This window comes from Marinobacter sp. (assembly GCF_041690615.1).
In the GTDB taxonomy this organism is placed as follows: domain Bacteria; phylum Pseudomonadota; class Gammaproteobacteria; order Pseudomonadales; family Oleiphilaceae; genus Marinobacter.
The window spans coordinates 22,031-41,784 of sequence record NZ_JAWLGY010000001.1; the positions used below are offsets into that span (position 1 = coordinate 22,031).

General features: G+C 60.3%; 20 protein-coding genes. 10 read left to right on the top strand and 10 right to left on the bottom strand.

Features of this window, described 5'->3' with window-relative positions; genetic code table 11:
- The first annotated feature begins 157 nt into the window (after positions 1-157).
- A complete protein-coding gene (locus ACESMZ_RS00095) occupies positions 158-709 on the top strand; it encodes a sigma-70 family RNA polymerase sigma factor (protein ID WP_372956067.1) in 552 nt (183 codons plus the stop codon).
- Positions 710-784: 75 nt separating this feature from the next.
- Here ACESMZ_RS00095 and ACESMZ_RS00100 read toward each other — a convergent pair whose 3' ends face one another.
- The 3 genes from ACESMZ_RS00100 to arsH form a co-directional block, all read right to left on the bottom strand.
- Positions 785-2,101, bottom strand: a complete 1,317-nt coding sequence (locus ACESMZ_RS00100) for a DUF3422 family protein (protein WP_372956068.1) — start codon at positions 2,099-2,101, stop codon at positions 785-787.
- A gap of 115 nt (positions 2,102-2,216) precedes the next feature.
- The gene (arsB, locus tag ACESMZ_RS00105; protein ID WP_372956069.1) at positions 2,217-3,287 is read right to left on the bottom strand and encodes an ACR3 family arsenite efflux transporter; all 1,071 of its coding nucleotides are present in this window, start codon (positions 3,285-3,287) and stop codon (positions 2,217-2,219) included.
- A gap of 9 nt (positions 3,288-3,296) precedes the next feature.
- Positions 3,297-4,016, bottom strand: a complete 720-nt coding sequence (gene arsH, locus ACESMZ_RS00110) for an arsenical resistance protein ArsH (protein WP_372956070.1) — start codon at positions 4,014-4,016, stop codon at positions 3,297-3,299.
- Positions 4,017-4,099: 83 nt separating this feature from the next.
- On the opposite strand from arsH, the gene ACESMZ_RS00115 reads away from it, so the two are divergent.
- From ACESMZ_RS00115 to arsJ, 3 genes are read left to right on the top strand one after another with little or no spacing between them, the layout of a single operon-like run.
- Entirely contained in the window at positions 4,100-4,861 is a 762-nt protein-coding gene (locus ACESMZ_RS00115; protein WP_372972055.1) for a metalloregulator ArsR/SmtB family transcription factor, read from the top strand.
- Positions 4,862-4,907: 46 nt separating this feature from the next.
- Positions 4,908-5,912 carry an ArsJ-associated glyceraldehyde-3-phosphate dehydrogenase gene (locus ACESMZ_RS00120; protein ID WP_372956072.1) on the top strand — a complete coding sequence of 335 codons (1,005 nt, stop codon included), beginning with the start codon at positions 4,908-4,910 and terminating at the stop codon, positions 5,910-5,912.
- A gap of 1 nt (position 5,913) precedes the next feature.
- Positions 5,914-7,119 (top strand): organoarsenical effux MFS transporter ArsJ, encoded by a 1,206-nt coding sequence (gene arsJ, locus ACESMZ_RS00125; protein ID WP_372956073.1) that lies wholly within the window; start codon positions 5,914-5,916, stop codon positions 7,117-7,119.
- A gap of 116 nt (positions 7,120-7,235) precedes the next feature.
- On the opposite strand, the gene ACESMZ_RS00130 is transcribed toward arsJ, so the two are convergent.
- A complete protein-coding gene (locus ACESMZ_RS00130) occupies positions 7,236-7,571 on the bottom strand; it encodes a TraR/DksA family transcriptional regulator (RefSeq protein WP_372956074.1) in 336 nt (111 codons plus the stop codon).
- A 212-nt stretch (positions 7,572-7,783) separates the two neighbouring features.
- Here ACESMZ_RS00130 and ACESMZ_RS00135 point away from each other — a divergent pair, with 212 nt between their 5' ends.
- Positions 7,784-8,971: an OmpA family protein gene (locus ACESMZ_RS00135; RefSeq protein WP_372956075.1), complete on the top strand. Its 1,188-nt coding sequence runs from the start codon at positions 7,784-7,786 to the stop codon at positions 8,969-8,971.
- Between the two features lie 77 nt (positions 8,972-9,048).
- Here the strand turns inward: ACESMZ_RS00135 and ACESMZ_RS00140 are convergent, their stop codons facing one another.
- The 6 genes from ACESMZ_RS00140 to ACESMZ_RS00165 all read right to left on the bottom strand — a co-directional run bounded on the left by ACESMZ_RS00140 (position 9,049) and on the right by ACESMZ_RS00165 (position 13,972).
- Entirely contained in the window at positions 9,049-9,993 is a 945-nt protein-coding gene (locus tag ACESMZ_RS00140) for an HAD-IIA family hydrolase (protein ID WP_372956076.1), read from the bottom strand.
- Positions 9,994-9,997: 4 nt separating this feature from the next.
- Positions 9,998-10,807 carry a phosphonate ABC transporter, permease protein PhnE gene (phnE, locus tag ACESMZ_RS00145; RefSeq protein ID WP_372956077.1) on the bottom strand — a complete coding sequence of 270 codons (810 nt, stop codon included), beginning with the start codon at positions 10,805-10,807 and terminating at the stop codon, positions 9,998-10,000.
- On the bottom strand, positions 10,804-11,607 hold the full coding sequence (gene phnE / locus ACESMZ_RS00150) for a phosphonate ABC transporter, permease protein PhnE (protein ID WP_372956078.1): 804 nt from the start codon (positions 11,605-11,607) through the stop codon (positions 10,804-10,806). The genes phnE (ACESMZ_RS00145) and phnE (ACESMZ_RS00150) overlap by 4 nt, the downstream gene beginning before the upstream one ends.
- Positions 11,608-11,610: 3 nt before the next feature.
- The gene (gene phnC / locus ACESMZ_RS00155) at positions 11,611-12,426 is read right to left on the bottom strand and encodes a phosphonate ABC transporter ATP-binding protein (RefSeq protein WP_372956079.1); all 816 of its coding nucleotides are present in this window, start codon (positions 12,424-12,426) and stop codon (positions 11,611-11,613) included.
- 16 nt (positions 12,427-12,442) lie between these two features.
- Positions 12,443-13,390 carry a phosphate/phosphite/phosphonate ABC transporter substrate-binding protein gene (gene phnD / locus ACESMZ_RS00160; RefSeq protein WP_372956080.1) on the bottom strand — a complete coding sequence of 316 codons (948 nt, stop codon included), beginning with the start codon at positions 13,388-13,390 and terminating at the stop codon, positions 12,443-12,445.
- A 183-nt stretch (positions 13,391-13,573) separates the two neighbouring features.
- Positions 13,574-13,972 carry an acyl-CoA thioesterase gene (locus ACESMZ_RS00165; RefSeq protein ID WP_372956081.1) on the bottom strand — a complete coding sequence of 133 codons (399 nt, stop codon included), beginning with the start codon at positions 13,970-13,972 and terminating at the stop codon, positions 13,574-13,576.
- A gap of 177 nt (positions 13,973-14,149) precedes the next feature.
- Here ACESMZ_RS00165 and ACESMZ_RS00170 point away from each other — a divergent pair, with 177 nt between their 5' ends.
- The 5 genes from ACESMZ_RS00170 to phoU all read left to right on the top strand — a co-directional run bounded on the left by ACESMZ_RS00170 (position 14,150) and on the right by phoU (position 19,679).
- Positions 14,150-15,199: a substrate-binding domain-containing protein gene (locus tag ACESMZ_RS00170; RefSeq protein ID WP_372956082.1), complete on the top strand. Its 1,050-nt coding sequence runs from the start codon at positions 14,150-14,152 to the stop codon at positions 15,197-15,199.
- A gap of 155 nt (positions 15,200-15,354) precedes the next feature.
- Positions 15,355-16,743 carry a phosphate ABC transporter permease subunit PstC gene (gene pstC, locus ACESMZ_RS00175; RefSeq protein ID WP_372956083.1) on the top strand — a complete coding sequence of 463 codons (1,389 nt, stop codon included), beginning with the start codon at positions 15,355-15,357 and terminating at the stop codon, positions 16,741-16,743.
- Positions 16,736-18,013, top strand: a complete 1,278-nt coding sequence (gene pstA, locus ACESMZ_RS00180) for a phosphate ABC transporter permease PstA (RefSeq protein ID WP_372956084.1) — start codon at positions 16,736-16,738, stop codon at positions 18,011-18,013. The genes pstC and pstA overlap by 8 nt, the downstream gene beginning before the upstream one ends.
- An 8-nt stretch (positions 18,014-18,021) precedes the next feature.
- Positions 18,022-18,921, top strand: a complete 900-nt coding sequence (gene pstB / locus ACESMZ_RS00185) for a phosphate ABC transporter ATP-binding protein PstB (RefSeq protein WP_372956085.1) — start codon at positions 18,022-18,024, stop codon at positions 18,919-18,921.
- A 32-nt stretch (positions 18,922-18,953) separates the two neighbouring features.
- Positions 18,954-19,679, top strand: coding sequence for a phosphate signaling complex protein PhoU (gene phoU / locus ACESMZ_RS00190; RefSeq protein ID WP_372956086.1), 726 nt, complete (start codon positions 18,954-18,956; stop codon positions 19,677-19,679).
- Positions 19,680-19,754 lie beyond the last annotated feature (75 nt).

Below are 19,754 nucleotides of genomic sequence, written 5' to 3' on the forward strand. Positions count from 1 at the left end.
CGCTGCAAAAGGATACCTGTGAAATTCCGGATGTTTATTTTTCTTTCCGGCGTTCATAGTGTTGGGGAATCAAGGCATTCCCCACCCGGGTGAGTGAGCGTCGCGGGACAGTCCTCCAGGGGCGCCGCGGCGTACAGAGCGAAGAGAGATGTTTGAGATGGCTTTTGAGTGTGTACTGCGAGCCTGGCATGACCATCAGGCTGAATTGCGTCACTTCCTGCTTGGCCAGGTTAAAGAACCGGCCCTGAGTGATGACCTGTTGCAGGATGTGTTCCTCAAGGCCATGCGCGAGGGGCAGTCGTTCTGTGAGCTGGAGAACCCCCGCGGCTGGCTGTTCCGGGTGACCAGGAATGCGCTCACGGACCGCCATCGCCTGAGCAAGCACTGGGTGCCGGTGCCGGACCACCTGCCTGATGAGCGTGCTCCGGAGCGGGCCCCGGTGGACGAACTGGATACCTGCATTGGTGCGACCCTGCCGTACCTGGCAGAAAGCGACCGCGATATTCTCCAGGCCTGCGATCTCGGTCCCATGTCCCAGGAGGCCTACGCCCGGGCGCAGGGACTGTCTTTGTCAGCTACCAAGGGCAGAATCCGGCGCGCGCGAGAGCGTTTGCGAGAGGCCCTTGCGCACCGCTGTAACGTGATTCTGGATGAGTCCGGCAACGTATGCTGCCACGGCCAGACAAATGGCCCCAGCGTCACGCAGTAGGTCAGCGAATTAACCGCACGGGACACTTGATGCTGAGTCAGCTTGTTGATGGCACCGGGCGCCCTGCTCTGGAAGTCAGCGGGTACCTGGTTCCTCGGCATTGATGATCAGCCGTTTGATGCGGCGGGTGATCCACCAGATTGAGCCGACCACCACCGGAATGCTGGCGGCCGTCGCCCAAGTGGCACTGAACGCCGGCCAGGTGCTTTCCAGCGCAGCAAACAGGTAGCCCAGCAGGCTGACGCTGTAATAGCTGATCGCTGCAATGGAGAGCCCCTCCACTGTTTCCTGGAGCCGCAGCTGCAGCCTTGAACGGCGATTCATTGAGGCGAGCAGGTTGCGGTTCTGGGCCTCCAGTTTCAGGTCTACCCGGGTTCGTATCAGGTCACTGGCGCGCTCAATGCGCCGGGCAATGTCCTCCAGCCGCAGTGCCACCGCTTCGCAGGTGTTTACCGAAGGTGTCAGCCGGCGATGAAAGAAATCGTGGAGGGTGAAGTTGCGACCGGACTGTACTTCCTCCAGTTCGGTCAGCCTGCTCTGGACAAGCTCGTAATAGGCGCGGGTGGCCCCGAAACGACTGGTCGTCCGTGCGCGTTCCTGCTCGATGCGGGCTGCCATGCTGGTCAGTTCCGTCAGCAGGGCCTGTTCTTCGTTGAGCTCCGCTTCCTGGGACAGGCGGGTGATAATGTCGGCGAGCTGAGTGTCCATGGCCCCCAGCACCGGTGCCATCTCCCTGGCCAGCTTTGTGCTGAGCAACGCCATCAGCCGATAGGTCTCCAGTTCCAGAAGGCGCTGCACCAGGCGCCCCAGCTGGCTGGGGCGAAGGCCCTCGGAGTGCATCAGGAAGCGCCCGAATCCATCGCCATGCAGGCGGAATGCGCTGATCAGAGTCGCGGCGCCCTGGCCTAGGGAAGCCTGGATCAGGCGGTGCCCCTCGAAGGCATCCGCCAGTGCCTCCCGGCTCCAGTCCGCCTGACCCGAGTCAACCAGGTCGAGGTGAAACGCGGCAACCAGCAGGCCGGGAAACCCGGCTATCCAGGACTGGGGCAGCAGGGCCCAGGCGCTGTTCTCAAAGGGCGCACCACTGGTCCTGTCGCGCATGAAGGTGTAGGTGACAAATTCCAGGTGGCGTTCCCAGCGCAGCTGGATATCGCCCAGCGCCTGGTTGAAGCTGGTTGCTTCCCTGTCGGGTGGATGAACCCCGTAGCGCTGACAGAGGTCGACCAGATGCCGATAGTCAGCCTCACGTTCAGATTCCGTCAGCAGCAGGGCCAGATGGGTGATGTGGCCGGTGTGCTCGATAATCGGAAAGGGCCTGGCGTGCAGCTCCTGGTACAGGCTTTCCCGCTCAGGGTGAACGCGGGCTTCGGGTATGCTCAACGAGTGTGTCATGGCAGCGTCTCAGGGCAATTCTGGTTGCCAGGTTCGGTCTGCAGCGAATTAGATCAGGTTTGCCCCGGCAGCGAAAGGCCATGCCGGGGCGGTCGGGAGCCTCATGCCGGGCGGGTCAGTCCGGGAAGGCCCCCCGGGTCCGGTTGGCAATGCGCACCAGTACCAGCATCAGTGGCACCTCCACCAGCACGCCCACCACCGTGGCGAGCGCCGCGCCGGACTGGAGGCCAAACAGGGCAATAGCTGCCGCGACTGCCAGTTCGAAGAAGTTGCTGGCGCCGATCATGGCACCCGGTGCTGCGATGCAATGTCGCACCTTCCACAGCCGGGCCCAGCCGTAGGCCAGGAAGAAAATCAGGAATGTCTGCACGATCAGCGGCACGGCAATCAGTGCGATGTGCAGGGGGTTCTCCAGGATCACCTCGCCCTGGAAGGCGAACAGCAATACCAGGGTGACGATCAGCGCCGCTGGCGTCACCGGGCCGATGCGTTTCAGGAACACCTCGTCGTACCAGTGCTGGCCATAGCGGGCGATCAGGATGCGGCGGGTCAGGTAGCCAGCGGTGAGCGGAATAACGATGTACAGGACGACCGACAGCAACACCGTGTCCCAGGGGACCTGGATGTCCGAGATGCCCAGCAGGAAGACCACAATGGGCGCAAAGGCGAACAGCATGATGATGTCGTTCAGCGACACCTGCACCAGGGTATAGGCGGCATCGCCCCTGGTGAGATAGCTCCAGACAAACACCATGGCGGTGCAGGGCGCGGCCCCCAGCAGGATGGCACCGGCGAGGTATTCACTGGCCAGCTGGGGGCTGATCAGAGGTTCAAACACCACCATCAGGAAGAACCAGGCAATGGCAAACATGGTGAAAGGCTTGATCAGCCAGTTGACCGTGGTGGTGATGGCCAGGCCTTTGGGCTCCTTGCGTACCCCCACAACGGCACTGAAATCGATCTGGGCCATCATCGGAAAGATCATTGCCCAGATCAGGATGGCGATGGGAATGGATACCTGGGCGTATTCGAATCGGGAGAGCGTCTCCGGTACCGCCGGCGCCAGCTGGCCGAGGGCCACGCCAGCGACAATGGCCAGCGCTACCCATACCGACAGGTAACGTCCGAACAACCCCATACCCTCGCCGGTTTCATCGGCGATGGCGACATCTGCCTTGTTGCTCATGGTGTCCCCTCACATGGACCGTTGGTTGACACGTTTCGAGACTTCCTCGGCACTTTCCACCCGCTCGGAGTAGCGGTCGGTGAGATAGTCACTGCAATCCCGGGTCAGCAGCGTGAATTTCACCAGCTCCTCCATCACATCCACGATACGGTTGTAGAACGGCGAAGGCAGCATTCGGTTGTTGTCATCAAACTCGGTAAAGGCCTTCGGCACCGACGACTGGTTGGGGATGGTGATCATGCGCATCCAGCGCCCCAGCACCCGCAACTGGTTCACCGCATTGAACGACTGGGAGCCGCCGCACACCTGCATCACCGCCAGGGTCTTGCCCTGGGTGGGGCGCATGCCGCCGATAGACAGCGGAATCCAGTCAATCTGGGTTTTCATGATACCGGTCATGGCACCGTGGCGCTCCGGCGAACACCACACCATGCCTTCCGACCATTCCGCCAGCTTCCGGAGTTCCTGCACCTTGGGATGTGAGGCATCCTCGGCATCCGCCAGGGGCAGCCCGCGGGGATTGAAGATCCGGGGTTCGGCGCCCATGGCTTCCAGCAGGCGGGCGGCCTCTTCCGCGACCAGACGACTGAAGGAGCGCTCCCGCAATGAGCCGTAGAGCAACAGGATCCTGGGCTTGTGGGCCGATGGTGTGCGGTCAGAGAGGGCCCCGCTGGAAGGCGTCCTGAAGTGTTCCGGGTCGATGTTGGGCAGGTCATCGGTAGCTGTCACAGAAATGTCCTTTACTCGGGATAAGGTGATGTCTATTATGCATAAAAACAGATATCTGTTAAATCGAATATATGGGTGATCATATGGAGCGCCGGGTCCTGTTTGTCTGTACCGCCAACAGTGCACGTTCCCTGATGGCGGAAGCCCTGCTCCGTGATATGGCAGGCGATCGGTTCGAGGTGGCCAGTGCCGGCACAGAGCCGGCCAGCCCCCATCCCATGGCTCTGCAGGTGCTCGAAGAGGCTGGCATTCCTACGGAGGGCCTTAGAAGCAAGCGATTGTCCAGCCTGCAGGATCAGCCCTGGGACTATGTCATTACCCTGTGCGAAAAGGCGGCGAACGAGTGTGGTGACATCTGCCAGCCAGCCCAGCGCATCGCCTGGGATTTCCCGGATCCGGCTCAAAGCAACCGCCATGCGGTGTTCGCCCTGACCCTGAAGGAGCTCCGGGAGCGCATCAGCCTGTTTACCCTGGTACACCAGAAGGAAACCGGCCTGAAAGCCACAGACTACAGCCCGGTGGCGGTATTCAAGGCGCTGGCGGATGAGCTGCGGCTGGCAGCACTGTTACTGATCCGTGATCAGAAACTGTGCGTCTGTGAGCTGACCGAAGCCCTGGATGTGTCTCAGCCCAAGGTGAGCCGTCACCTGGCCTCGCTTCGGGATGCCGGACTGGTGGAGACGGAACGCCATGGTCAGTGGGTCTATTATTACCTGAGTCCTCAGTTGCCGGGATGGCTGAGGCGGGTAATCGATGAGACCGCCAGTGCCAACGAGTCGCTGATTCACACACCACAGGCCCGACTGCAAGCCATGGCGAACCGCCCGGAAGTGTCCTGCCCCTGAGGGCGTCATTCGTTTACCAAAATCCGGGAACTGTCAGGAGAAAATTATGAGCAAGATCAAGGTAGGCATTAACGGTTTCGGCCGTATCGGACGGCTCGCCCTGCGCGCCGCGTGGGGCTCGCCGGATATGGAGTTCGTGGCCATCAATGACCCGGGGGCCGATGCCGCTACCCTGGCACACCTGCTCAACTTTGACAGTGTGCATGGTACCTGGAGCCAACAGGCAGAAGCCGACGGCAGGGATATGGTCATTGCGGACCAGCGCATCCGGGTGACCCGCAACAAGGCCATCGGCGACACCGACTGGTCAGGCTGTGACCTGATGATCGAGGCCAGTGGCGTAAACAAGACCGTGGAGGTCTTGCAGGGTTACCTGGATCAGGGCGTAAAGCGTGTGGTGGTCACAGCGCCGGTGAAGGAAGCTGGCGCGAAGAACATCGTCATGGGCGTGAACGAGCACATTTTCGACCCGGCCAACGACCGGATTGTTACCGCTGCCTCCTGCACCACCAACTGCCTGGCGCCGGTGGTGAAGGTGATCCACGAGAAACTGGGCATCAAACACGGCTCCATCACCACCATCCACAGCCTCACCAACACCCAGACCATTCTGGATGCACCCCACAAGGACCTGCGCCGGGCCCGGGCCTGCGGCAGTTCGCTGATTCCCACCAGCACGGGTTCCGCCACCGCCATCATCGAGATCTTCCCGGAACTGAAGGGACGGCTGGATGGCCATGCCGTGCGGATTCCCCTGACCAACGCCTCACTGACCGATTGCGTGTTCGAGGTGGAGCAGGCAACGGATCGGGATACCGTGAACCAGCTGTTGAAGGAAGCTGCAGAAGGCGAGCTCAAAGACATTCTGGGCTATGAGGAGCGCCCGCTGGTATCCATCGACTACAAGACCGATCCACGCTCGTCCATTGTCGACGCCCTGTCCACCCTGGTGGTCAATGACACCCAGGTGAAAATCTACGCCTGGTATGACAACGAGTGGGGCTATGCCAACCGCACCGTCGAGCTGGCCCGCAAGGTAGGCTCTGCCTGATATGACCGCTGCCATCCGCCAGTACCTGGTGATCACCGGCAATTACTGGGCCTTTACCCTGACGGACGGGGCCCTGCGGATGCTGGTGGTGCTGCATTTCCACCAGCTGGGTTACTCGCCCCTGGAAATTGCACTGCTGTTCATCTTCTACGAGTTCTTCGGGGTGGTGACCAACCTGGTGGGCGGTTATCTGGGCGCTCGCTGGGGTCTGAACCGCACCATGAACATCGGCCTGTTCCTGCAGATTGTGGCACTGGCCATGCTGGCGGTACCTGCCGCCATACTCACGGTGCCCTGGGTAATGGCGGCCCAGGCTCTGTCGGGAATCGCAAAGGACCTGAACAAGATGTCCGCCAAGAGCGGCATCAAGCTGCTGGTGCCGGATGAGCAGCAGGGCACCCTGTACAAGTGGGTGGCGATTCTCACCGGTTCCAAGAACACCCTCAAGGGGGTGGGCTTTTTCCTGGGCGGCGTACTGCTGATGACTGCCGGCTTCAAGGGGGCGGTCATCCTTATGGCGGTGGCCCTGGGGCTGGTCTGGCTGGCCAGCCTGTTCCTGCTGGGGCAGGACCTGGGCAAGAGCACGGCCAAGCCGAAGTTCAGTGAAATCCTGTCCAAGAGCCGGGCCATCAACGTGCTGTCGGCGGCGCGCATGTTCCTGTTCGGGGCCCGGGATGTGTGGTTTGTGGTGGCGTTGCCGGTGTACATGGCCACGGTGTTTGGCTGGGACCACTGGCAGGTGGGTGGCTTTATGGCCAGTTGGATCATTGGCTATGGCTTTATCCAGACTATCGCGCCAAGGATAACCGGCCATTCGGATGGCAAGTCCGGGGCCGTTGCCTGGGCTGCATTGCTGGCGCTGATTCCGGCGGGCATTGCGGCTGCGCTGATGGTGGGTTGGTCAGCGCAAGTTGTGGTGGTCGGCGGGCTGCTGTTGTTCGGCGTGCTGTTCGCCATCAACTCATCCCTGCACAGCTACCTGATTGTCAGTTACGCCCGGGGTGACGGGGTGTCACTGGATGTGGGCTTCTATTACATGTCCAACGCCGCCGGGCGCTTGCTGGGCACCGTGCTGTCAGGCTGGGTCTACCAGGCCTGGGGGCTGGAAGCCTGCCTGTGGATCTCGGCCGCCCTGGTGGCTATGGCGTCGTTGTTGTCGCTGATGCTGCCACAAAGGCGTCCTGTGGTAGTGGCCGGCAACGGGTGACTGACTGCCCCCCGGGTGATCTCCCCCCGCCTCGTGGGCAAGTTGAGGCTGCGCTCAGGCCAGGCCCAATACCTACAAAAGTAAAACTGAAATAAGTGACCGGAAAATGATGGCGGCTAGTGAGCGCAGTCGATGCAATACAGGGTGGTCGGGTCAATTTCCAGTCGCTTCGGGTTGATGGGCTCTCCGCACTCCATGCACTCGCCGAACTCGTCATTTTCAATTCGTTTCAGCGCGGTTTCGATCATCAGTAACTGTCGGTTCGCCCGCTCCTTGCCCGCCTTTGCCAGGGCCTGACTCTGCAGTGCATCCATACGCGAAAGGCGCCCGACGCTCTGCTGGTCCAGGTGGACGGTGCTGCTGGTTTCATCACGGACGGCACTGGTTGAGAGCAGATCCTCGCGGAGTTCCTCCAGAAGTTTTCGGAACCTTTCCAGTTCTTGTTGTTTCATGTCTTTTATCCTCAGGAAAAACGTGGCGACTCAAGTTGATTGGATCTTGCCATTCGGTCAGCGGTGGGCGCGGCCGTATCAACGGGCCGAAATGAGCCATGGCAATGAATCTTCAAGAAATCTTAACCACTTTGTCAGACGATTGCTGACGTGACTCGATCAACTTGTCAATATGAATTATGGTTAATACTCCGTAACCGAGAGGAAATGGCATGGCGCAACGAAGCTGGGTTTCCACGACGTTAGCAGCGGTTCTGGTACTTGTCATAGTGGCCGGGGTCTACTTTTACTGGTCCCTGGACAAGGAGCTGTCACAGCTGACCCGCACCCATGAGGAAACGCTTGCCGAGGCAAGCCAGCGGCAGGAGGCGCTAATCGGCGTTCAGGCTGAGCGGGACAGGCTCCAGGCACTGCTCAACACGCAGGCAAGTGAACAGGAACGCCTGCGTCAGCAGTTGCTCAGGGCCCGGGAGCGCCTTGAACAGCGAAACACCAGCGCCGATCGGCTGGAAGCGCAGCTGAATGACTCGCAACGAAACCTGACTGACGCCCGGCAACAGATCGACGAGCTCAACGACCAGCTGGCCCAAAGCCAAGCGGAGGTTGCCGGGTTGACGGCCCGTCGCCAGGATCTGGAAGCCTCACTGGCGACCGCCAGGGAAGAACAGGCCAGGGCCCGGGTGCAGGCGAACGAACTTGAGGATGACCTGGAAACCGCCCGAGCCGAACTTGAACAGGCCCGGGACCAGGTAGAGCAACGGAAAGCGGCACTGGATGAGGCCTCCGCTGAGCGCCAGTCGGTCGCTGAACAATACCGTCAGGCACGGGAACAGCTTGCCCTGCAACAGGCCCGGAGCCGCAGCGCCAGCGAGACCATAGCAGAGCTGGAAGCCCGGCTGCAGCGTGAACAGTCTGCCATGAACGATCTTCAGACCCGCCTGCAGGCGTTGAGCAACGAAAAGCAGACCCTGGTGTCACGCCTGGAAGACGGCACCACTGTCATCAAGTTACCGGAAAATATCGTGTTTGATTCCGGCTCCGCCCGCATCGGTGAGTCCGGGCGCCAAACCCTGCAACTTCTGGCCAACGCCCTTGAAAGCTTTCCCGATCACACGATCAGTGTCCAGGGTCACAGTGACAGCCGCTCCATTTCCCCAAGGCTCCAGTATCGCTACCCCACGAACTGGGAACTGTCCGCCTCCCGGGCGGCCTCGGCGGTAAGGGTGCTCCGGGAAACGGGCATCGCCGCTGAACGCATGCAGGCGGTCGGCTACGCCAATACCCGCCCGCTGGTTGAGGAAACCGATGCCGCCAGCCGACGCATGAACCGTCGTATCGAAGTCCTGCTTTACCCGGATGAGTGGCAGGTCAAGGAGAAATCAGCGTTGAAGCCGGATTGACCAGGCGGCTCATGGGAGCCGTCTGGCAGCCTTTGCAGCCGAGCCGCGGACGTTACCAGACAAGGGTTGTCGCTGGTTCAGATTGAGGGTGTGACGAAGTCCGGTGTAATACCGGACTGGCGGATGCAGCTGTCCAGGTTCATGCCTGCCAACGAGCCGTGGCTGCTCACCAGCAAACTTGCCATGCCGGTGGCCCGGGCGCCAAGGATGTCAGTGTGCAGGGTGTCCCCGACCATCAGCACCCGGTGAGCGGGAATCCCTTTAAGGCGCTCCAGGGCAGCCTGGAATGCCGGGCCGTAGGGCTTGCCGAAGAACCGTGGGCTGATGCCGGTGTCTTCCCGCAGTTTATGGGCGAAGAAGCCCGGTTCCAGGGTCAGGCAATCGCCCCGGGGAGCCACCAGGTCCGGATTGGCCACTTCCAGGGGGCGGGGGTGTCGCTCCAGGCTGGCCGTAAGCTTTTCCTGCAATACCTCGTTCCAGTCTTCACTGCTCAGAAAGATAAAGCCGTCGCAGGCATCCAGTTCGTCGTCAGTGATACCCGGCCGAACGGGGTGCTGGCGAATGCCGGGCAGGGTCTGGCTGTCAGACGCCGCCGGTGCGATCACGCCCCAGAGTCCATCCCGTGGCTCTCGGCCAAGGGAATCTTCTAGCAACCAGCGGCTGGAAATGATCTGGTTTTCCGTCAGGTCGAAGCCCATTGCCCGATACTTGTCAGTCAGCGCCGCCTGACTGGCAGTGGCGGCGTTGGAGAGTACCAGTACCGGTTTGCCAGCGGCCTGCAAGCGGGCGAGGCGCGCTACGGCGCCGGGGATAACCGCCATGCCAGTGTTCAGTACGCCGAAGGCATCGAACACAAAGGCGTCGAACCGGTCCTGTAGCGGTTCCAGTGATAACAGTGCCTGGGTGGTGCCGGGCTTGCGATCGGCCCGGGGAAGCTGGTCCCGCAGGCGCTGGTACTGGTCAAAGGCCCAGGCCGGGTCAGGGGTTACCCCGGCGAAGGCGGTCGGGTGTGTGTCTTCCATTGGGTCAGATTACCGCCTGTCGCACCTTCGCGGAAACCCATTCCGACACCACGACCGTGGCCAGGATCACCACGAAGATCATCGCCACCTGGTTCCACGCCAGGGTAGCCAGTGAGGCATTGAGCTGTATGCCCAGGCCCCCGGCGCCCACCAGCCCCAGGATGGTGGATTCGCGAATGTTGATGTCCCAGCGGAATACGCTGATACCCCAGAACGCCGGTAGAATCTGCGGCACGATGGCATAGTCGATTACCTGGGCACCGCTGGCGCCGGTGGCGCGCACGGCCTCCACCTGGCTGGTATCAATCTCCTCGATGGCCTCATAGAGCAACTTGGCGACGAATCCGATGGAGCGCAGGCCAATGGCGATAATGCCGGAAAGAAGCCCGGGGCCGATAATGGCCACCAGCAGCAATGCCCAGATCAGGGAGTTGATGGACCGGGACGCCACGATGATGAGCAAAGCCAGCGGGCGCACAAAGCGGGTGCTGGGCGTGGTGTTGCTGGCCGCCAGGAACGCCACGGGCACGGCAAACAGAACGCCCAGCAGAGTGCCCAGGGTCGCGATATTGATGGTGTCCCAAAGGGGTCCCCAGAGCTGGCCTGTGTAACCCCAGGCCGGCGGGAACATGCGCTCGCCGATATCAGCGGCCTGGTCCGGCGCGTCACTGACAAAGGCCCAGATGGTGTTCTCGTTCATCAGCTGCCAGCTGAACACCGTCAGCGCCACCAGCGCGAACCAGCCCAGCCACCGCAGCAGTGTCTGTTTCTGGGTACGGTAATGCCACACGGGTTTCTGAGTGGTCGCGATCACTGAACCCACCTGCGGATGTAGGATGAACTGTATTCCACCACCAGCACGATGGCGATAATGATGATCAGGATGGCACCGGCGGAGTCATACTCGTACCGGTCGATGGCGGTATTCAGGGTGGCACCGATACCGCCAGCTCCGACGATGCCAATGACTGCGGATTCCCGGAAGTTGATATCCAGGCGATACAGCGACAGACCCACCAGTCGCGGCATTACCTGGGGCTGTACCGCGTAGTTCACCACCTGCCACCAGCCGGCGCCGGTAGCGCGGATGGCTTCCAGCTGGCTGTGATCGCACTCTTCTATATCTTCCGCCAGTAATTTCGACAGGAAGCCGATGGTAGCGAATGCCAGGGTCAGGAAACCGGCGAAGGGACCGAAGCCGAACATGGCCACCAGCAGGATGGCAATGATCACCTCCTGGAACGAACGAGACAGGGTAATAATACCCCGGCACAGCAGGTAAACAGGGGCAGGTGCCAGGTTGCGGGCGGCGCCGATGCCAATCGGTACTGAAACCAGGATGCCGGCAACCGTGGAGGTCACCGTCATGGTCAGGCTTTCCACCAGCCCCTCGCGGATATCCCGCCAGCGGGTGGTGAAGTCTGGCAGCAGGAAACCCTCGACGAATTTCCAACCCCGGTCCAGCCCCAGCCATACCCGCTGCCAGTCAATCTCCACGCTTTGCAGTGCCAGTACCAGGTAGACGAGGGCGCCGGTGTAGATCGCCCGGCGCCAAAAGGGATTGGTCAGCAGCACCGGCGGCCGTTTCCAGCGGGTGGGGTAGCTGTGCGCCATCAATTATACCCCCTCTGCCAGATCGACAGCGGGTGTCTGGGGTTCCTCGTGGCGACTGTCCTCGCCCCGCATCTGTGTCCAGTCCTCATCCCCATAGATGCGGGTAAGAACCTGGTCGGTCAGGGCTTCGGGCTTGTCATCGAACACCACTTCGCCTGCTTTAAGGCCGATGATCCGGTCAGTGAACTGCTGGGCCAGCAACACGTCGTGGATGTTGATGATCGCCGGAAGGTTGCGTTCCCGACAGGCATTGCCAATCAGGCGCATGATCTGGCGGGAGGTCTTGGGGTCCAGGGAAGCCGTGGGCTCGTCCACCAGCAGCAGTTCCGGGTCCTGTTCCAGCGCGCGGGTAATGCCTACCCGTTGGCGCTGGCCCCCGGAGAGGGCATCCGCCCGTTTGTTGAAATGGTCCGACAGTCCCACCTGTTCCAGCAGTGAGAAAGCCTTTGCCACGTCTTCACGGGAATAACGGCGCAGAAACGACCGCCAGGCCGGCACGTAACCGAGCCGGCCGGACAGTACGTTTTCCATCACCGTGAGGCGTTCCACCAGGGCGTATTCCTGGAAGATCATCCCGATCCGGCGCCGGGCGCGACGCAGGGCATTGCCCCGCAGTGTCACCAGGTTGGTGCCGGACAGGATGATCTGTCCGCCGGATGGCTCCACCAACCGGTTGATGCACCGGATCAGGGTGGACTTGCCTGCGCCCGAGGGGCCGATCAGCCCCACCACCTGGCCAGCCGGTACCTCGAAGCTGACCTGGCGCAGGGCTGCGTCCCCGGTGGGGTAAGTCTTGGAGAGATTGCTGAGTTCAAGCACGTAGACTTTTCACCGCTTATTGGCAGTTATATACAACGCCGTTGGCGTCGTCGATCTTGCGGATAACTTCCCAGTGCTCCTGGAAGGTAATCGGCACGAACTGCGCCTCACCGGACTTGGAGAATTCCTCCTCCAGCGCTGTACCTTCCCACTCGAAGGAGAAGAAGGCTTCCTGGATCGCTTCCTGGAGTTCCGGCTTCAGGTTATGGGCAATGCCGTAACCGGTGGTGGGGAAGGTCTGGGATTTATAGAGGGAAACAATCTGGTCCTCGCTGACCACATCCCGGCTCAGCATACGGTTAAGCACCGAGTTGGCGATGGCCGCAGCGGGGTAGTCCTGGTTGGCAACGCCCAGGATGGAGTTATCATGCTTGCCGGAGAATACCGGCTCGAAGTCTTCGCCGGCGACCATGTTGTAGTCGGCCTTGAGGATGGCAGACGGCGCCTTGAAGCCGGAGTTGGACGTCTGGGAGGTGAAGGCCATCTCCTTGCCACGGATGTCTTCCACATCCTCTATACCGGAATCGGGATAGGTGATGATTTCCATCTCATAACCGAACGAGCCGTCTGCTCCCGCCATCATGGTGAATGGACGGAATCCGGCGCAAGCCACGGCCAGCGGGTTGGAGCCGGTGTTGAAGCCGGCAATGTGCAGGCGACCGGCCCGCATGGCCTCAATCTGGGCGGCATTGGACTGAACCGGGAAGAACTGCACTTTCTTGCCGGTGGTATCGGCCAGGTGATCCAGGAACTCGGACCAGACTTCCCGGTAAACCGCCGGGTCTTCTACCGGAGTGTAGGCGAAGATCAGGGTAGAGGGATCCACCTGCTTTGAGGCATCGGTGGGGATGTCGGCAATCAGGTCGCCATCCTTGTCCTGGTAACGGTCATCCAGCTTGAATTCGGCAGTGGCTGCGACAGGCAGCAGCAGGGAGATACAGGCCAGCAGCTTGAGCTTTTTCATCACAGATATCCTTCTGGTTTCGGAGAATGCAGATCCAAACCTATAGAAATCGGATGATGTTTTTATGACAGCCGGGCAGGGTGGCTACAGGTCTTACATTTATAAGAAAAACGAGACACTGAGGAAGGTAATGGCCCGGCCCCGGTGCCTTCTTGTCAGCACGTCGGGAACCGGGGTTGGCGGTTATTGCTCCGGTACTTCGCGGATGCGGCCGTGTTCATCAATGGCCACGTAGACAAACAGTCCCTCGGTCACCTTGCGGGGTGGCTTGTTGTTGCGGTCACGGGTCCACACTTCCACGTGGATTTTCATGGAACTGCGGCCGATATCCACCAGTTCGCAGTAACAGCCCACCTGGGCGCCGATGCGCAGGGGGGAGAGAAATTCCATCCGGTCCATGGCCACGGTGGCATTGCGGCCCTGGGAAATGCGGCCAGCCAGGGTTCCGGCGGCAGTGTCCATTTGCTGTACCAGCCAGCCGGCGTAAACGTCGCCATTGGCATTGGTATCGGCGGGCAGGGGAACCAGCTGGATCATCAGCTCGCCGCGGGGGGTTGGCCTGTCGTCGTCATAGTCAGTCATTGAGTGCTACCTGAGTTGTTATTTGCTGAGCATGGTATTCATCACACCTACGCGTGCAAGTGAAATCGACAGATTAAGTGGAAATTATTTCTGCGGGTGTAACAAAGTTGTCATAGACTGTCCGTAATCTCCCAACCATCGGATAACCCGAAGCCAATAAACCGATGGAGACTCAACGTGATGAAACTGAAAACAGCACTGGCAAGCGTCGCCCTGGCGGGCAGCATTGCAGCCGTATCCACCCCGGCCATGGCCCGGGACACCATCAGCATTGTCGGTTCGTCCACCGTATACCCGTTCGCCACCGTGGTTGCCGAGCGTTTTGGTCGTAACACCGATTTCCCGACCCCGAAACTGGAATCCACCGGTTCCGGCGGCGGCCTGAAGCTGTTCTGTGAAGGTGTGGGCACCGAGCACCCGGATATCACCAACGCTTCACGCCGCATGAAGAAGTCCGAGTTCGATATGTGTCAGCAGAACGGTGTTGAGAAAATCACTGAGGTGCGTATCGGTGCCGATGGCATTGTCATCGCCAACTCCAAGGATGCCGAGAAAATGGATCTCTCCCTGGAGCAGATCTTCCTGGCCCTGGCCAAGGAAGTGCCGAACCCGGATGGCGGCGACGAGCTGGTGGCCAACCCTTACGAAAAGTGGAGTGATATTGACTCCAGCCTGCCGGACATGGAAATCAGTGTAATGGGACCGCCCCCGACTTCCGGTACCCGTGACGCCTTCGTTGAGATCGCAATGGAAGGTGGCTGTAAGCAGTTCGATTTCATCAAGTCCATGGCCAAGAGCGACATGAAGTCTGTCTGTCACAGCATGCGTGAAGACGGTCCCTTCGTTGAGGCAGGTGAAAACGACAACCTGATCGTTCAGCGTCTGAGCCGTGACGCGGATACCCTGGGTATCTTCGGTTACAGCTTCCTGATGGAGAACTCCGGCCAGATCCAGGCCGCCACTATCGGCGGTGTGGAGCCGACTCCGGAATCCATTTCTGCGGAAGAGTATCCGGTGGCCCGCTCCCTGTACTTCTATATCAAGCAGGCCCACGTCGGTGTGGTGCCGGGTATTCAGGAGTACGTGGCAGAATTCACCAGTGAAGGTACCTGGGGTGACAACGGTTACCTGGTGGATGTAGGCCTGATCCCGAACCCGCGTGAAGATCGCATGAAGATCGCCAAGCGCGCCAAGGATCTGGAGCCGATGACTGGTAACGAGCTGTAAGCGTCGCTGACCAGTCTTGATCACGGAAGATCATCGAACAGGAAGGAGCGCGGGCCAGGTGTCCGCGTTCCTTTTGTTGCATCTGAACAAGCCCGTAAAAACAGACAGGCGTCAACGCCTGCGTTATCAAACGCGTCATCAACTCAGAGACTGATATGCAGACGGCAAATCTATTTCCTCTGGTACTGATTCTGGCAGCCGTGGCCTACTGGTTGGCCTTCCAGCGTTCCAGAGCCGTCGCAGCGCCCCTTGGCGGAGTCCGCCACCTGAAAGCGCTGCCAACCCATTACGCTGCACGCGCCGCGCTGTGGAGCGCGATTCCGGGGCTGATCGTGCTGGCCCTGTGGGCCGGTTTCGAAGGCAAGATCATTCAGGGCATCGTGATGGCTTCGCTGCCGCCGGAGATGTGGCCTGACTCACCGGGCAAGGCCAGCCTGCTGCTCTCCCAGATCAGCAACGTAGCCTCAGGAAGCCTCAACCCGGATCTTGCCCCGGAGCCTATCGTCAAGGCTGCGGCCCTGCTGGAGACCCTGCGTGAACAGAGCAAGCTGTTCATGGCCGTACTGGTGATCCTGATTACCGTGCTCGGTGCTGCCTTTGCCTGGTTCCGGGTAGCGCCCCAGGTCAATGCGCGTACCAGTGTGGAGACGACACTGCGGCGGATTTTCTTCGTCTGTGCGGCACTCGCGGTACTGACGACCCTGGGCATTGTGTTCTCGGTGATACTGGAAACTGTGCGTTTCTTCGGGCGGGTACCCATTACCGAATTCCTGTTCGGAACCAGCTGGAGTCCCCAGACCGCCCTGCGCGCGGACCAGGTGGGCGCTGATGGCGCCTTCGGGGTTATCCCCCTGTTCACCGGCACCCTGCTGATATCCGCCATCGCCCTGCTGGTAGCGGTTCCCACCGGGCTTCTGTCTGCTATTTACCTGTCCGAGTATGCCGGCAAGAAAGTCCGTTCCACGATCAAGCCGTTGCTGGAACTACTGGCCGGTATTCCCACTGTGGTGTATGGCTTTTTCGCCGCGCTGACGGTGGCGCCGTTTATCCGTGACCTGGCGGAGGCTATTGGCCTGGAAGCGTCCTCCCAGAGTGCGCTCGCCGCTGGCCTGGTCATGGGCATCATGATCATTCCGTTCGTTTCGTCCCTGTCTGACGATGTCATCAATGCCGTGCCCCAGAGTCTGCGGGATGGCTCCCTGGCCCTGGGGGCCACACAGTCGGAGACCATGAAGAAGGTGATTTTCCCGGCGGCGCTGCCGGGCATCATGGGCGGTATTCTGCTTGCGGCGTCCCGCGCTATCGGCGAGACCATGATCGTGGTCATGGCGGCGGGTCTGGCGGCAAACCTTACTGCCAATCCACTGGATTCGGTCACCACGGTAACCGTTCAGATTGCCACGCTGCTGGTGGGTGACCAGGAGTTTGACAGCGCCAAGACCCTGTCGGCCTTTGCCCTGGGCATGCTGTTGTTCATCGTCACCCTGGCCCTGAATGTGATTGCCCTGAAAATCGTGCGGAAATATAGGGAGCAGTATGAGTAACTCATCGTCCCAGGTGGACATCGTCCGCCAGTCACTCAAGCGCCGCTATCGCAAGGAGCGCCGCTTCCGGATGTATGGCATTGCAGCCATTGCCGTGGCCCTGCTGTCGCTGTTCATCCTGTTTGCCGACATTATCAACAAGGGGCATACCGGTTTCCTGAAAACGACGGTCACCCTCGAAGTGGAACTGGATGGCGACACCATGTATCTGGAGGATCCGACCGATCCGGATGAGCGGGCCATGGCTGATTTCATGGCGCCTATTATCGGGGCGCTGAAGAAGCATTTCCCGGATGTGGAAGGCAGCGCCGCAAACCGGGAACTTGCCCGACTGGTTGGCAGCTATGGCGCCAGTGATATCAGAGATCTGCTGAAAGAAAATCCTGACCTGCTGGGTACTACCCAGACCATGGAGTTCCTCGCCCACGATACGGTTTCGGTATACGTCAAACATGCCGATAACCCCCGGTACACCGTGCGGCTGTCCGAGCGACAGCAGCAATGGGTCGACGAGTTGGTGGACAAGGGTGTGATCGAGACCGGGTTCAATGACGTCCTGTTCAGCAAGGGCGATTCACGGGAACCGGCCAACGCGGGGATTCTCAGCGCGATTGTGGGTTCGCTGCTGACCATGCTGGTTACGCTTGCGATCTCTTTCCCGGTCGGGGTGGCAGCGGCGGTCTACCTGGAGGAGTTTGCGCCCCAGAACCGGCTCACCGACTTTATCGAGGTGAATATCAATAACCTGGCTGCCGTGCCATCCATCATCTTTGGCCTGCTGGGTCTGGCGGTCTTTATCGGACTGTTCGGCCTGCCCCGGTCAGTGCCCGTGGTAGGTGGCCTGGTGCTGGCGCTGATGACCGTGCCCACCATCATCATCTCCAGCCGGGCGGCCATCAAGAGTGTGCCGCCTTCGATCCGGGAAGCGGCCGAGGGCATTGGCGCCTCCAAGATGCAGGTGGTGTTGCACCATGTGGTGCCACTGGCCATGCCTGGCATGCTGACCGGCTCCATCATCGGTATGGCCCAGGCACTGGGAGAAACCGCGCCGCTGCTGCTGATCGGGATGGTGGCCTTTATCGTCGATGTGCCAGACGGCTTCTTCGACGCCGCTACCGTACTCCCGGTCCAGATCTATCTGTGGGCAAGCAGCGCCGAACAGGGTTTTATCGAACTGGCATCAGCGGGCATCATGGTCCTTCTGACCTTCATGATCAGCATGAACGCACTGGCTATCTGGCTGCGCAAGCGCCTTGAGCGCCGGTGGTAGGAGACGTTATGAACAGCATGAATTCCACAATTACCGGGGAGGCCGGCGTGCCTGAAGATACCATCATTCCGGTCAGGGACCCGGTTGAAGAAAAGCGTCAGGAAACGGTAGAAATTGAGGAAGGCAAAACCGTTGGCACGCCTTTCAGTGAAGACGCCAAGTTTGCCCTGCGCAATGTGGAGGTCTCTTACGGAGACACCCGGGCTATCCGCAATATCAGCCTGGACATTGCACGCAACGAGGTGATTGCCTTTATTGGTCCCTCCGGCTGCGGCAAGTCCACCTTCCTGCGCTGCCTGAATCGCATGAATGACAGTATCGACAGTTGCCGGGTGAAGGGCTCGCTGATGCTGGATGGCGAGAATATCTATGACCCCCGCCGGGATGTGGTGGAGCTGCGGGCCAGGGTGGGTATGGTGTTCCAGAAGCCCAATCCCTTCCCCAAGTCCATCTACGAGAACGTTGCTTACGGCCCCCGTATCCACGGGCTGGCCAACCGCAAGTCAGACCTGGACGAGATTGTCGAGCACAGTCTGCGCAAGGCTGGCCTGTGGGACGAGGTGAAAGACCGGTTGGATGCCACTGCTACCGGCATGTCTGGTGGTCAGCAGCAGCGCCTGTGTATTGCACGGGCGATCGCCGTCAGCCCGGAAGTCATCCTCATGGACGAGCCCTGCTCGGCCCTGGACCCCATTGCCACTGCAAAGGTGGAGGAGCTGATCGCGGAGATGTCCGAGAGCTATACTATCGTCATCGTGACCCACTCCATGCAGCAGGCGGCCCGGGTTTCCCACCGCACCGCCTATTTCCATCTGGGGCACCTGGTTGAAGTGAATGAAACCAATAAGGTATTCACGGCGCCGGAGCACGAACTCACCGAATCCTATATTACCGGGCGTTTCGGTTGATTCAGGTCAGGATTCAAAGGAGCACGCAAGCTATGCCTAACAGAAAAGATGACATGTATGGGGATCATATTTCCCATCAGTTCAACGATGACCTGTCCAGCCTGAAAAATGACTTTCTCAAGATGGGTGGCCTGGTGGAACAGCAGACCCTGGACGCGGTCAACGCCCTGATTGATGGCGACGGTCATGCCGCCGACGAGATCCGTGCCCGGGACAAGGTGGTGGACAAGATGGAAATGGAACTGGACGAGGAAGCGACCCGCCTCATCGCCCGGCGCCAGCCCGCAGCCCGGGATCTGCGTTTTGTCATCTCCGTGATCAAGATGGTGGCTGACCTGGAGCGGGTGGGGGATGAAGCGAAGAAAATCGCCAAGTTCGCCCTGACCCTGGCGGAGGAAGGCCAGGCGCCCCGGGGTTATGTGGAGGTCCGCCACATCGCCAACCATGTGACCTCCATGCTGCATGACGCGCTGGATGCCTTTTCCCGGCTGGATGCCGAACAGGCCCTGCGCATCATGAAGGAAGACAAGCGGGTGGACGAGGAGTACCAGGCGGCCGCACGTACCCTGCTGACCTTCATGATGGAAGATACCCGTAATATCTCACGCTGCATGGCGGTAATGTGGGTCCTCCGGGCACTGGAGCGCGTCGGTGATCATGCCTGTAACATTGCAGAGAACGTGATCTACATGGTCGAAGGTGAGGACGTTCGTCATACACCGCTGGAAGATGCAGAAAAGGTGGTTTCGGGCGAGTGACAGCCTGTGGGGGCGGGTAAACCTTCCGGGTTTTACCTGCCGTCAAATCTGACATATATGCTGCAACAACGGATT